This is a genomic window from Streptomyces sp. f51, assembly GCF_037940415.1.
In the GTDB taxonomy this organism is placed as follows: Bacteria; Actinomycetota; Actinomycetes; order Streptomycetales; family Streptomycetaceae; genus Streptomyces.
On the sequence record NZ_CP149798.1, the window covers coordinates 7385562 to 7398065 of the forward strand.

General features: G+C 72.3%; 12 protein-coding genes. 7 read left to right on the top strand and 5 right to left on the bottom strand.

Annotation, left to right across the window (positions count from 1 at the left end):
- Window positions 1–38 precede the first annotated feature (38 nt).
- Both WJM95_RS32125 and WJM95_RS32130 read left to right on the top strand, forming a co-directional pair.
- A complete protein-coding gene (locus WJM95_RS32125) occupies window positions 39–731 on the top strand; it encodes an ABC transporter ATP-binding protein (protein ID WP_339134121.1) in 693 nt (230 codons plus the stop codon).
- Window positions 728–3151: an FtsX-like permease family protein gene (locus WJM95_RS32130; RefSeq protein ID WP_339134123.1), complete on the top strand. Its 2424-nt coding sequence runs from the start codon at window positions 728–730 to the stop codon at window positions 3149–3151. Before WJM95_RS32125 ends, WJM95_RS32130 begins: the two co-directional genes overlap by 4 nt.
- 131 nt (window positions 3152–3282) lie before the next feature.
- Here WJM95_RS32130 and WJM95_RS32135 read toward each other — a convergent pair whose 3' ends face one another.
- The 4 genes from WJM95_RS32135 to WJM95_RS32150 all read right to left on the bottom strand — a co-directional run bounded on the left by WJM95_RS32135 (window position 3283) and on the right by WJM95_RS32150 (window position 5886).
- A complete protein-coding gene (locus tag WJM95_RS32135) occupies window positions 3283–3666 on the bottom strand; it encodes a VOC family protein (RefSeq protein WP_339134125.1) in 384 nt (127 codons plus the stop codon).
- Between the two features lie 58 nt (window positions 3667–3724).
- Window positions 3725–4939 carry a glycoside hydrolase family 3 N-terminal domain-containing protein gene (locus WJM95_RS32140; protein ID WP_339134127.1) on the bottom strand — a complete coding sequence of 405 codons (1215 nt, stop codon included), beginning with the start codon at window positions 4937–4939 and terminating at the stop codon, window positions 3725–3727.
- A gap of 201 nt (window positions 4940–5140) precedes the next feature.
- On the bottom strand, window positions 5141–5509 hold the full coding sequence (locus tag WJM95_RS32145; protein ID WP_339134129.1) for a TraR/DksA C4-type zinc finger protein: 369 nt from the start codon (window positions 5507–5509) through the stop codon (window positions 5141–5143).
- Window positions 5510–5559: 50 nt separating this feature from the next.
- Window positions 5560–5886: a TraR/DksA C4-type zinc finger protein gene (locus tag WJM95_RS32150; RefSeq protein ID WP_339134131.1), complete on the bottom strand. Its 327-nt coding sequence runs from the start codon at window positions 5884–5886 to the stop codon at window positions 5560–5562.
- A 342-nt stretch (window positions 5887–6228) separates the two neighbouring features.
- Here WJM95_RS32150 and WJM95_RS32155 point away from each other — a divergent pair, with 342 nt between their 5' ends.
- Together WJM95_RS32155 and WJM95_RS32160 are read left to right on the top strand one after the other, a co-directional pair.
- A complete protein-coding gene (locus WJM95_RS32155) occupies window positions 6229–7182 on the top strand; it encodes a sensor histidine kinase (protein ID WP_339134133.1) in 954 nt (317 codons plus the stop codon).
- Entirely contained in the window at window positions 7179–7844 is a 666-nt protein-coding gene (locus WJM95_RS32160) for a response regulator transcription factor (protein WP_339134135.1), read from the top strand. Before WJM95_RS32155 ends, WJM95_RS32160 begins: the two co-directional genes overlap by 4 nt.
- On the opposite strand, the gene WJM95_RS32165 is transcribed toward WJM95_RS32160, so the two are convergent.
- Window positions 7811–8374: a hypothetical protein gene (locus WJM95_RS32165; RefSeq protein WP_339134137.1), complete on the bottom strand. Its 564-nt coding sequence runs from the start codon at window positions 8372–8374 to the stop codon at window positions 7811–7813. The genes WJM95_RS32160 and WJM95_RS32165 overlap by 34 nt on opposite strands.
- A gap of 364 nt (window positions 8375–8738) precedes the next feature.
- Here WJM95_RS32165 and secD point away from each other — a divergent pair, with 364 nt between their 5' ends.
- The 3 genes from secD to WJM95_RS32180 all read left to right on the top strand — a co-directional run bounded on the left by secD (window position 8739) and on the right by WJM95_RS32180 (window position 12438).
- Window positions 8739–10991: a protein translocase subunit SecD gene (gene secD, locus WJM95_RS32170; protein WP_339134139.1), complete on the top strand. Its 2253-nt coding sequence runs from the start codon at window positions 8739–8741 to the stop codon at window positions 10989–10991.
- Window positions 10992–11152: 161 nt separating this feature from the next.
- Window positions 11153–11947, top strand: coding sequence for a hypothetical protein (locus WJM95_RS32175; protein ID WP_339134141.1), 795 nt, complete (start codon window positions 11153–11155; stop codon window positions 11945–11947).
- A 284-nt stretch (window positions 11948–12231) separates the two neighbouring features.
- Window positions 12232–12438 (top strand): hypothetical protein, encoded by a 207-nt coding sequence (locus WJM95_RS32180; RefSeq protein ID WP_339134143.1) that lies wholly within the window; start codon window positions 12232–12234, stop codon window positions 12436–12438.
- Window positions 12439–12504: the final 66 nt, after the last annotated feature.

Consider the following 12504-nt stretch of genomic DNA (forward strand, 5'->3'; position numbering starts at 1 on the left):
GGCATCGGCCTCCCGACCCACGAAGGACGGACACACCCATGACTCACGTGATCGAACTGGATGGCGTCGCCAAGCGGTACGGCGGCGCCGACGCCCCGGCACTGGGGCCGGTCGATCTCGGCGTGGCCCAGGGCGAGGCCCTGGCCGTGACGGGGCCGTCCGGCAGCGGCAAGTCCACGCTGCTCAACCTCGTCGCCGGTCTCGACCGGCCGAGCGAGGGCTCCGTGAGCGTGGCCGGGCAGCGCGTCGACCGGCTGAGCGAGCACGCGCTGGCCCGGTTCCGCCGCCAGCACATCGGCATGGTCTTCCAGTTCTTCAATCTGCTCGACGACCTCACCGTCGCCGACAACATCCAGCTCCCCGCCCAACTGACCGGAACCGCACGGCGCGTGGCCGCGTCCCGCGCCGGGGAGCTCATGGAGACCCTGGGCATCCAGAAGCACGCCCACGCCTACCCGGGGCGGTTGTCCGGCGGGGAACGCCAACGGGTCGCCGTGGCAAGGGCCTTGGTGAACAGGCCCGCCCTGTTGCTCGCCGACGAGCCGACCGGCGCCCTGGACACCGCGTCGGGGCAGGAGGTGCGCGAACTGCTCGTGGACCTGCACCGCGGCGGGCAGACCGTCGTCCTGGTCACGCACGACCTCGAACTGGCCCGGGCCTGCGCACAGCGCACGATCCACCTGGTCGACGGCCGTGTCGCCCTCGACACGAACGCGGAGGCCGTCCGATGATCCGGTTCGGCGGCGGGGCACTCGGTCGGGTGGTGCGCTCCGGGGTCGGCAGACGGCGCGTCCAGACGGTCGTGATCGCCGTGGCCACGATGATGGCGGTCGCCTCGGCCGTGGTCGCCGGTTCCCTCCTGGTCGCCACGAACGCGCCCTTCGACCACGCCTTCGCCCGGCAGCACGGGCCGCATCTCACCGCCGCGTTCGACCCGCACCGGGCGAGCGCGGCCCAACTGGCGGGCACCCGAGCCCTGGAGGGGGTCACGGCGAGCGCGGGACCGTTCCCGACCACGACGATCGAACCGGTGGGCACCGACGGCGGACACCTGCCCGCGCTGACGCTGGTCGGACGGCCCGGTCCGGGCAGGGACGTGGACGCACTGGACCTCAAGTCCGGCCGGTGGGCCCGCGGTCCGGGCGAGATCGTGCTGTCCGCGTCGTTCTCCGGACCGTTGCTCGACCTCGGATCGACCCTGATGAGTTCCGACGCCGCCGACGCGCGGAAGCTGACCGTCGTCGGCTTCGCGCTGTCCGCGGGCGACACCGCCGACGTCTGGGCGACCCCCGCACAGGTCAGGTCCCTCGCGACCGGGGACAGCCCCCTCACGAACCAGATGCTCTACCGCTTCGGCTCCGCGGCGACGAAGGCGCAGATCACGGCCGACCGGAAGAGGCTCACCTCCGCCCTGCCCTCCGGCGCGCTGGTCGGCACCCAGTCGTGGCTGGACACCAAACGCGCCACCGAACAGGGGGCCGCGGCGACGATCCCCTTCCTGTTCGCGTTCGGTGTGCTCGGCATCGTCATGTCGGTGATCATCGTCGGCAGCGTGATCAGCGGCGCCGTCGGCACAGGTCTGCGCCGGATCGGCATTCTCAAGGCGATCGGATTCACCCCCCGCGAGGTCGTACGGGCCTATGTGGCCCAGGCGTTGATCCCCGCCGCGGCCGGCATCGCGCTCGGGGTCGTCCTCGGCAACCTGCTGGCCGTGCCGCTGCTGAACGACACCGAGTCCGTGTACGGGACGGTGTCGCTCTCGGTCGCCTGGTGGGTGGACGTCGTGGTGCCGGCCGGCGCGCTGCTCGTCGTCGCGATCGCGGCCCTGGTCCCCGCACTGCGGGCCGGGAGGCTGCGGACGGTCGAGGCCATCGCCGTCGGCAGGGCGCCGCGCACCACGCGGGGACAGTGGGTGCACCGGGCCGCGGGACGGCTTCCGCTGCCCCGCCCGGTGACGTACGGCCTCGCGAGTCCCTTCGCGCACCCCGTCCGCGCGATCGCGATGGTGCTGGCGGTCACCTTCGGGACCGTCGCCGCGACGTTCGCGGTCGGGCTGACACAGTCCCTCGACGCGGTGGCGCACGCGCAGGATCCCGAGAACCGCGCCCAGGTCACCGCCGTCACAGGAGGGCCCGACGCCGGCTCGGGACCGGGCAGGGTGGAGAAGCGGCAGAAGCCGCCGGGGAGCGGCTCCGGGCAGGCGCCGACCGCCTCGGGCCCGAACGGGCAGCGGGCGTCGGCGGATCCGGCCGCGGTCCGTGCGGCGATCGCGGCGCGGTCCGGCACCGCCTCGTACTACGGCACGACGAGCGGCGACGCCGAGGTGTCCGGGGTCTCCGGCACCGTCCGCGCCACCCTCTACCAAGGCGACTCCCTCCCCGGCAGCTTCGAGATGATCGCGGGACACTGGACCTCCGGGCGGGGCCAGGTCGTCGTGCCCACCCGCTTCCTGGAGCGGACCGGCACCCGGATCGGCGACAGCGTGCGGGTGACGTTCCAGAAGGAGACGGTGAACCTGCGGATCGTCGGTGAAGCCTTCGACACCTCGGACGACGGTCTGCGGCTGCACGCCGATCTCGACAGCTTCGCGAAGGCGGCGCCCCAGGTCTTCCACATCGAGGTCAAGTCGGGTGTCTCTCCAGCCGATTACGCCCGGAAGCTGAGCGCGGTGATCGAGCCGCTTGGCGGCCACGCCTTCGCCGAATCCGCCCCGCAGGGGGCGAACATGATCGCCCTGCTGGAGGCGATGGCCGCGCTGCTCACACTCATGCTGGTCTCCGTCGCGGGCCTCGGCGTCCTCAACTCCGTCGTCCTCGACACCCGCGAGCGCGTCCACGACCTGGGCGTGTGCAAGGCGCTCGGCATGTCACCGCGGCAGACCGTGAGTCTCGTCCTCGCCTCGGTGGCCGGGATCGGCGTCGTCGGCGGACTGATCGGTGTACCGGCCGGGTTCGCCCTGCACGCCTACGTGCTGCCGGTCATGGGAAGGGCCGCCGGAACCGGCCTGCCCCCGTCGGTCCTCGACGTGTACGACCCCGCGCAACTGGTGCTGCTCGGCCTGGCCGGAGTGCTCGTCGCCCTGCTGGGCGCGACGGCCCCGGCGGGATGGGCCGCCAAGGTCCGCACGGCCACGGCGCTGCGCACCGAGTGACGGACGAACCGCCGACGCCGTGCCGTACGAGCTGCCGGGACACGGGAGTTCGTACCGCTTCGTGCCGCACGGCGTCGGATCCGGCGGCCGGACGATCCCGACCCGATCCCGACCTCAGGCCGCCCCACGCCTCATTCCTGGTCGGAGCACAGGCAGAAGGGGTGGCCGGCCGGATCGAAGAGCACACGGACGTTGTCCCGCGGCTGGAAGTCCGCCACGGTGGCGCCCAGGGCGACGGCCTCGGCCACCGCCTCCACCAGATCGCCGACCTGGAAGTCGAGGTGCATCATGGGCCGTTGGTCCCCGTCGGCCGGCGGCCAGACCGGAGCCCGGTAGCCGTCGGCCCGCTGGAACACGAGGAACGGCCCCTGCGGGGAAGCGGCGACGACGGCCGTTCCCGGCTCCTCGTGCCCGATGTGCCAGCCGAGGAGATCGGCGTAGAACCGCGCCAGGCCGCCCGGGTCCGGTGCCTCGATCGTCGTTCCCCACCACATGCCGGATGTCCGTGATCGCATGCCGGCATCCTGCACCACGATCCCGGGCCCGTCGCGCACACGCGCGGCGGCGGCCCGGTCAGCCGCACGTCAGCAGACCCGCCTTCTGCTTGGCGGCCAGGACGCGGTGGACGCTCTGGCTCACCTGCGTGCGGAACGCCGCGCTCTGCGTCATCCGGCTCTGAACGGCCTTGGTCATGGCCGGGATCAGGTTCGGCTCGACCGTCAGGACCACGTCACCACCGGCCGAGATGAACTTGACCGCGCGGTCGCCCGGGGCCACGGCCTTGACCGCCACCGCGTTGCCGAGGTCGTCCGAGATGACCACACCCTTGAAGCCCATGTTCTTGCGGAGCATGGTCTGGATCACCGTCGGGGAGAACGCGGCGCGGTTCCTCGCGTCGATCTTGCTGTACGTCGCCGAGGAGATCATGACGAACGGCGCCCCGGCGTTGATACCGGACTTGAACGTACTGATGCTCGGGCTCGAACTCGTCGTCACGGTGTCCACCACGTTGGCCGTGGTGTCGGTGTTGCCCCGGACGAAGCCGAGCCCCGGGAAGTGCTTGAGCGTGGCCAGCACCCCGGACTGGGTGGAGCCTTCGAGGAACGCGTTGCTGTGGGGGGCCACCGTCGCCGCGGTGTGACCGAACTCGCGGTTGAACTTGCCGATCGGAGCGTTGGCCGTGCCCAGGCTCGCGGGCACGACGTCCGCGACGGGCGCGAGGTTCAGGTTGACGCCGGCCGACTTGAGCTCCTTGGCCCACACGGCGGCTTCACCGCGCAACTTCGTCGTCGTCCACGTCCCTTGCGTCAGCGCGCTCGGAATGGTCGAGAAACCGGGCCCCGTCAGCACCTGGACCTGGCCGCCCTCCTGGTCCGTCGAGACCAGGAGCCCCACGCGATGACCGGCCACGCTGTCGGCCTTCGCCTGAAGACCGTCGACCAGGCTCTTGGTCGCCGTCGTCCCGGCCTTGCTGCGCCCGGCGAGGAACACCGAGCCGACGTGGTACTGGCGCATGAGAGCGATCCGGTTGCTGTCAGGAGAGGACGGCGTGACCGATCCCATGAAGAGCTGACCGACCCGCTGCGCCGTCGTCATCGCCGAATACGTCTGATCGGCGCAGGTGGACGCCGCGAGCTTCGAGGACGACGCGGACGTGTCGATCGTCGCGGCCTGCGAGATCTGCACGCCCCCGATTCCAGCCGCCGCGAGTGACACGACGACCGACGACGCGATCCAGACACGTCGGTTGACGCCGGAACGACGGGTGGGCGACTGGTGCGATGCCATGAAGGTACTCCGGGGATGCCTGCTGCGGGCCGCTTGTATCTTGAGCGGATAGTCAGTTGCCGAATCCAGCGTACCTCCGCACAGATCGGCTGACTCCGGGCGTGCGAGGACGCCCCCGACGTCGTATCGTGCCCGTCGCGGAAAGGGACGCGAGCGCCCGGCGCGGCGAGAGTACGCGGTGGGAGGAACGGGGCGTCGGGGTCACCGGCCGGCCTCTCTGACCTGCTGACAGCGGGAACAGTAGCGGGCCTGCGGCACGATTCTCAGCCGCTCGCGGGCGATGGGCCCGCGGCACAAGTGACAGCTTCCGTAGCGGCACTCGGCCATGCGCACGAGCGCGGCTTCGACGTCGGCCAGCACCATACGGGCGGAAGCGGCGAGCTTGACGCGGACCTCGACCTGGGAAGCGGCCTCACCGTCGAGGAACGGGTCCGCGGCCGCGGCGGCGGCCGAGAGCTGCTGGAGCTGCTCCTGCCGGAACTGGCGCTGTTCGCACAGGTTCTCGCGCAGCGCGGCGAAGTCCTCGACCGACAGACTCGTGTCGATGTCGTCCATGATCTGGCGGTTCACCAAGTCACCCCCTGGGCAAGGCGGGAGAGGGAAGAGCGGACGGATTCCCGTCAGACGGAGTCGCGCTGACAGGGGACGCAGAACGGCGTGTGCGGCAGGATCTCCAGGCGCTCGACCGGAATCGGCTTGGCGCAGGTCCGGCAGAGGCCGTAGCTGCCGTCCCGGACACGGGCGAAGGCGGCCTCCACCTCCTTGAGGACGCGCCGGACGGTGTCCCGCTGCGCGGACATCACCTGGTCCTCGGTCTCGGGCCCGGACTCGCCGATCGCCCGCAGCTGGGTGAGACGGGACGCCTTCTCGTGTTCGAGACGCTGGAGTGCCTCGTGCGCCGTCAGCCGTTCGTGACGGGTCTCGGTCCGGGACGTATCGAGCGACATGGCCGTTCCTTCTTCGAGCAGGCGGTGGACCGCGCCGGGGGAGAGCGGTCGGGGGTGATGGCAGGGGGGAGCCGCGGGGGCCGGTTGATGCCTCCACCCTGACCGCGCCGCGCCGTAAAGCCCATCGGGCGCGATACCCATACGCGGCTCGGTCCCGGGCCCATCACGGCGTGGACGGGCCGGGCGCGGGAAATGGGTACGGGCACCCATCGACGCGGCGACCGCGAACGGGCAGCCTGGGCGGAAGACCGGTCAGGACCAGTGGCCGCAGCTCACGCGAGAGGTGCACGGTGACCGACAGTAGAAGGAAAGCCGTGTCACCTAGCGAGAGGCGTCATCCCGGTGTCCCTGTTCTGGCGGATCTACGCGCTCAACGCGATCGTGCTGGGAGGCGCCACCGCGCTGCTCCTGTGGGCGCCCGTGACCGTCTCCGTGCCGGTGGTGCTGACCGAGGCCGTCATCCTCGTGGCCGGCCTGGCCGTCATGCTGGTGGCCAACGCGGCCCTGCTGCGGATCGGCCTGACCCCGCTCGGCCGGCTCACCCGGATGATGACCACCGTCGATCTGCTGCACCCGGGCCAGCGGCTGCCGGTGCGGGGCCGCGGTGAGATCGCCGAACTGATCCGCACCTTCAACGCCATGCTCGAACGCCTCGAACACGAACGGGCCACCAGCAGCGCCCGCGCCCTGTTCGCGCAGGAGACGGAGCGGCGCCGTATCGCCCAGGAACTGCACGACGAGGTCGGCCAGAGCCTGACCGCGATCCTGCTGGCGCTCGAACGCGCCGCGGGGGAGGCGGACGAGCCCCTGCGCGGTGAACTCCGGCAGGTACAGGAGATCACCCGGGGGAGTCTGGACGAGGTGAGCCGACTGGCCAGGCGACTGCGGCCCGGCGCCCTGGAGGACCTTGGCCTGATCAGCGCCCTGACCTCGCTGACCAGCGAGTTCGCCACCCACGTCGGACTGCGCGTGGTGCGCCGCTTCGACACCGGCCTGCCCGCGTTCGACCGGCAGACGGAACTCGTGCTGTACCGCGTCGCCCAGGAGGCCCTGACCAACGCCGCCCGGCACGCCGAGGCGGAGCAGGTCGAGGTGAGCCTGCGCCGCACCGGCGACGCGGTGGTGCTGGCCGTCGTGGACGACGGCCGCGGAACCGGCGTCGCCCGCGAGGGCGCGGGGATCCGCGGCATGCGCGAGCGGGCCCTGCTCATCGGCGCCACGCTGGATGTCACCTCCGAGCCCCGGGCCGGTACGCAGGTCCGGCTGACCGTGCCCCTTCTCAGGAAGCAGCCATGACCACGCCCCACACCTCCAAGATCCGTATCCTTCTCGCCGACGACCACGCGCTGGTACGTCGGGGGGTGCGGCTCATCCTCGAACGGGAGCCGGACCTGGAGGTCGTCGCCGAGGCGGGGGACGGGGCGGAGGCCATCGAGCTGGCCCGCACCCACGAGGTCGACCTGGCGGTCATGGACATCGCCATGCCCCGGCTGACCGGCCTGCAAGCCACCCGGGAACTCCTCGCGGTCAAGCCCGGGGTACGGGTGCTGATGCTGACCATGCACGACAACGAGCAGTACTTCTTCCAGGCGCTGAAAGCCGGTGCCGGGGGATACGTGCTGAAGTCCGTGGCGGACCGTGACCTGGTGGCGGCGTGCCGGGCCGCCATGCGCGACGAGCCCTTCCTGTACCCGGGTGCCGTCACGGCGCTCATCCGCAACTACCTCGACCGGGTCCGCCACGGCGAGGAGCTGCCCGAGCGGGTCCTGACCGCGCGCGAGGAGGAGGTCCTCAAGCTCGTCGCCGAGGGCCACTCCTCCAAGGAGATCGCGGAGATGCTCTTCATCAGCATCAAGACCGTCCACCGGCACCGGGAGAACCTGCTGCACAAGCTCGGTCTGCGCGACCGGCTGGAACTCACCCGCTACGCGATCCGCGCCGGCCTCATCGAAGCCTGAACCGCTCGACCGCCCCCGGGCCCGCCACGGCCGGGGTTCGCCCAAGGCCGGACATACAGGCCGGACAGACAGGAGGACGGGGGATGCGGACGGGGGGAGGCGGGGCGGTCCGGCGCGCGTACGGTGTTCCGGGCACGCGTCGCCCAGGCCCGGCGTCGCTGCCGGCGGTCCTGCTCGCGGTCCTCGTCGGCCTCGTCACCTGTGGCGCGCTGCTGGGCTCGTCCGTCCTCGGCGGTGAGTCCCTGCGCGTTCCGGGCGGCCCCGTGCTGGCCGCCGGGGCCGAGCCCGCACACGGTCCCGGGTGTTCCGGCGAGCCTCATGCGGAGAGCGCCGACCACGGCGAGCCTTATGCGGAAGGCGCTGAACCCGGCGAGCTTCATGGGGAAAGCGCCGACCCGGGCGAGCTTCATAGGGAAGGCGTCGAACCTGGCGAGCCCCAGGCGGACAACGCTGGCCAGGGCGGGCCTCGCGAGGACGTCGCTGACCCGGGCGAGCCCCATGCGCACAACGCCGACCCGGGCGAACTTCATGCGGAAAGCGCCGAACCCGGCGGGCCCCATGCGGACAACACCGGCCAGGGCGGGCCCCATGCGCACAACGCCGACCCGGCTCTCTCCGCCGCCGCCGTTCGCGCCCTTCGGGATACCTTCGGCGAGCGGCACGCTCCGCCGGTCTCCGCCCCGGGCGCGTCACACGGCACAGCGCTCGACCCGCTCAGGCCCGGGCGGAGCCTCGTCCCGGCGGCAGGCCCTGCCGCATCGGAGCGACCGGTGCGCCGTCATGGGGTCAGGGCACCCCCGTCGCCCTCCGGCACCTGAACCCGTTCGTTCCCCCTTCTCTCCTTATCGACCTCGGCCGTCGTCCTGGCCGAGGTCGGCCCGCCGGAGGCCCGCTGTGAACCGATCCCAGCACGTCAGAGGGCTGATCGCCCTCGCTGCCGTCGCCCTTTCCCTGTATGTCGCGCTCACTGTGCCCGTCCACCTCGGACTCGATCTGCGGGGCGGTACCCAGATCGTGCTGGAGACCCGCCCCACCGCCGATGCCGATGCCGATGCCGATGCCGATGCCGATGCCGACGACGAGGCGACGGACCGTACGGTGGAGGTACTGCGGGGCCGTATCGACGCGCTCGGTGTCGCCGAGCCGACCATCGTGCGCTCCGGCAGCGACCGGATCGTCGTCGAGCTGCCCGGTCTCCAGGATCCCCGCGAGGCGTCCGACGTGCTCGGACGTACCGCGCGGCTGTCCTTCCACCAGGTGCTCGGCACGGCAGCCGACGCTCACGACGGGCCCGGACCGCTGCCGAAACGGCCTCACGAGCAAGTGATCGCCGACGAGTCCGGCCAGGGGCTGCGCCTCAAGGCGGCCTCACTGACGGGCAAGGACGTCGAGAAGGCGGTCGCCGCCTTCGACCAGCAGGGCGGTGCCGGCTGGCACGTCACCGTCGACTTCAAGGGAGCCGGCGAGACGGGCTGGGCCCGCCTGACCGGCGAGGCGGCCTGCCACCCCGCCGGCGATCCGGGCCGCCGGGTCGCCATCGTCCTGGACGGCAGGATCATCTCTTCGCCGCAGGTCGCCCCCTCCGTCAGCTGCCGGTCCGGCATCGTCGGCGGCTCCACCCAGATCACCGGGACGTTCGACGCCCGCGAGGCCAAGGATCTGGCCCTGCTCGTCAACGGGGGCGCCCTGCCGGTGCCGGTCGAGACCGTCGAGCAGCGCACAGTCGGCCCCACCCTGGGCGCGCGGGCCATCACGGCCAGTGCCTGGGCCGCTGCCATCGGCACCGCCCTGACCTCGCTGTTCATCATCGCCGTCTACCGGATCATGGGGATCCTGGCCACCGTCGCGCTGGCCTGCTACGGCCTCATCTCCTACGCCGCCCTCGCCGTCCTCGGCGCCACCCTGACCCTCCCGGGCCTCGCCGGGTTCGTGCTGGCCATCGGCATGGCGGTCGACGCCAACGTGCTCGTCTTCGAACGCGCCCGCGAGGAGTACGCCTCCCGCCTCCGCCCCACCCCGCGGTCGTCCCTGACCGCGGGATTCCGCAGGGCCTTCAGCGCCATCGCCGACTCCAACATCACCACCCTCATCGCCGCCGGCCTCCTGTTCTTCCTGGCCTCGGGGCCGGTGCGCGGCTTCGGTGTCACGCTGGGGATCGGCGTCCTCGCGTCCATGGTCAGCGCGCTGGTCATCACCCGGGCCCTCGCCGACCTCGTCGTCGCCCGCCCCGGTCTGCGCCGCCGCCCCCACCTCACCGGCATCGCCCACACCGGCGCCGTCCGCGCCCGCCTCGCCCGCACCGAGCCGGACCTGATGCGCCACGCGCGCCGCTGGCTGGCCGTGTCCGCCGCCGCACTCGTCCTCGCCGCCTCCGGCATCGCCGTGCGCGGCCTCGACTTCGGTGTCGAATTCACCGGCGGCCGCCTCGTCGAGTACGCCACAGCAGCTCCCGTCGACCCCGACCGGGCCCGTACGGCGCTCGCCGACGCCGGATTCCCCCGGGCCGTCGTCCAGACCTCCGGAGAGAGCCGGCTCACCGTCCGCACCGAGCATCTGACCGACACCCAGGCGGTCACCATCGACGACACGGTCGGCGACCTGGCGGGCCGAGCCGACAAGATCCGCGACGAAACCATCGGAGCCAGCCTCGGCAAGGAGCTGCGCCAAGGTGCCCTCATCGCCCTCCTGGTCGCGCTGGGCGCCCAACTCGTCTATCTCGCCGCACGCTTCCGCTGGCTCCTCGGGACCTCCGCCGTCGCCGCACTCGCCCACGACGCCGTGATCCTCGTCGGCGTCTTCGCCTGGCTCGGCAAGCCCGTCGACGGCGTCTTCGTGGCCGCGCTCCTCACGGTGATCGGCTACTCGGTCAACGACTCCGTCGTCGTCTTCGACCGGATCAGGGAACTCGGCCGCCGCGACCGCGGGGAGCCCTTCGCGCGTGTCGCCAACCGGGCTCTCCTGGAGACCCTGCCCCGCACGGTCAACACCGGCATGGGCGCCGCGTTCATCCTCACCGCGCTGGCCGTCCTCGGCGGCGACACCCTGACCGACTTCGCTCTCGCCCTGCTCATCGGGCTCGTGGTGGGCACCTACTCCTCGATGTTCACCGCCACACCCCTGGCCATCGCACTGCACCAGCGCACGTGAAGGTGGCCGGTGCCATGCCCGATTCCCGGGAAGCCTCCCGCATATCGTCAACTTGACGATATGGTGAACGTGTCGTCGGGTGGGCCCGTGCGGACGCCGTACTTCCGTGTGTCCGTACGCCCGTCCCCGCATCCCTTGAACCGGCTGACTCGGAGGATCCTGTGACACTCGGCGAAGACACCCCCGGCACGGTGGCCGTCCGCCGCGAACGGCTCGTGCCGGGCGACCCCGCCTGGCTCTGGGACTTCCACGGGGCGCACTCCCTGCTTCTCGCCCCCCTCGCCGCGGCGGCCGAGCGGGAACCGGCCCAACTGCCGGACGGAGTCGACCCGGTGGCGGCCCTGACGGCGTGGCAGGCCCTGTGCGCCGCCCTCCCCGAAGCGCTGCGCGCGTACGTCCCCGAGCCCGCAGATGACGTCACCGAAACCGCGGACCGTACGGAGCGCACGGGCCCCGCGGCACCGGCGGGCGACGGTGTGTACGGGCAGGCCGAGGAGGAACGCGACCGGGTCGCCCGCGGAAGCGGCCTGCGGGACCCCGACGGGCGCGAGCACATACCCGTACACCTGGTGGAGCTCGCGGTGCGCGACCTGGACACGCTCAGGGCCCTGCTGGACCGCCTGACGCGGGTCGTCGCCGGGCGGCTGCACGGTGCCGCGCTCCTGGACCGGATCGCCGAGCAACACCCCTACCCGCTCGGCCCGTCCACCGCGTCGAGCCTGTGCGGCCATCTGCGGATCCTGCTGGACACCCTGGGTCCCGAGCCGGCGCCGGAGGATCTGGCCCTGTTGCGGCCGCTGCTCGCCCCGCCCGCTCGCACGGACTCGGGCGAACCGGCCTCGCGGGTGCTGACCACCGAACAGGAGGCCGCGTACCGGCGCTTCGCGCACCGGGTCGCCGATGCCGTCCACCCCGGCGATCTCCGCGAAAGCGCGGCCTTCGCCTGGCGGTACTGACGGACCACTCCCTGGACGCGAGTGCCGAGCGCGGCACCAGTGTGGCCGGATGCACATTCCTCGCCGCCGGGGGAGCGGGCCGGGTCGAACAGCCGCTCCTGTGTGTGCTGTTGGGGCCGGAAGCGGGCAGGGGAAGCGGTGTGCGGCCGGTCGGCCGCGGGCCGGCAGGGGTTCGGTGGGCGCAGCAGTGTCCCGAGCGGGACCTGAGGGGGCCCCGAGGCCCGTACACTCGGCAACCGCCTCCGTGTCCGGCGCGAGGCACCGACAGGAAGGACGCGTTGTCCGTGTTCCAGGAAGCCCCGATCTACCGCCAGCTCGTCGCGGAGCGCGGTGACGTCCCCGCGCAGGTCCGAGGTGAGGCCGAGCGGATTCGCAGCGACCTGCAACGGGTGATGCCGCCCCTGCGGACTTCGGCGCCCGCCCCGACCGAGAGCTCCTGGACCGGCGCTCCCGCCGGCCTGGCGCTCCCGCCCGGCACGCAGCAGGGCTGACCCGCCCCTCACCGCCCGACAGCGGCCCGGAAGCAGACCGCTTCCGGGCCGCTGCCGCGACCGGTC

Excerpts from the sequence above, each read along its gene's own strand:
- WJM95_RS32125 (WP_339134121.1), top strand. The coding sequence starts at position 39 with ATGACTCACGTGATCGAACTGGATGGCGTCGCCAAGCGGTACGGCGGC.
- WJM95_RS32130 (WP_339134123.1), top strand. The coding sequence starts at position 728 with ATGATCCGGTTCGGCGGCGGGGCACTCGGTCGGGTGGTGCGCTCCGGG.
- WJM95_RS32135 (WP_339134125.1), bottom strand. The coding sequence starts at position 3,666 with ATGCGATCACGGACATCCGGCATGTGGTGGGGAACGACGATCGAGGCA.
- WJM95_RS32140 (WP_339134127.1), bottom strand. The coding sequence starts at position 4,939 with ATGGCATCGCACCAGTCGCCCACCCGTCGTTCCGGCGTCAACCGACGT.
- WJM95_RS32150 (WP_339134131.1), bottom strand. The coding sequence starts at position 5,886 with ATGTCGCTCGATACGTCCCGGACCGAGACCCGTCACGAACGGCTGACG.
- WJM95_RS32160 (WP_339134135.1), top strand. The coding sequence starts at position 7,179 with ATGACCACGCCCCACACCTCCAAGATCCGTATCCTTCTCGCCGACGAC.
- WJM95_RS32165 (WP_339134137.1), bottom strand. The coding sequence starts at position 8,374 with ATGAAGTTCGCCCGGGTCGGCGTTGTGCGCATGGGGCTCGCCCGGGTC.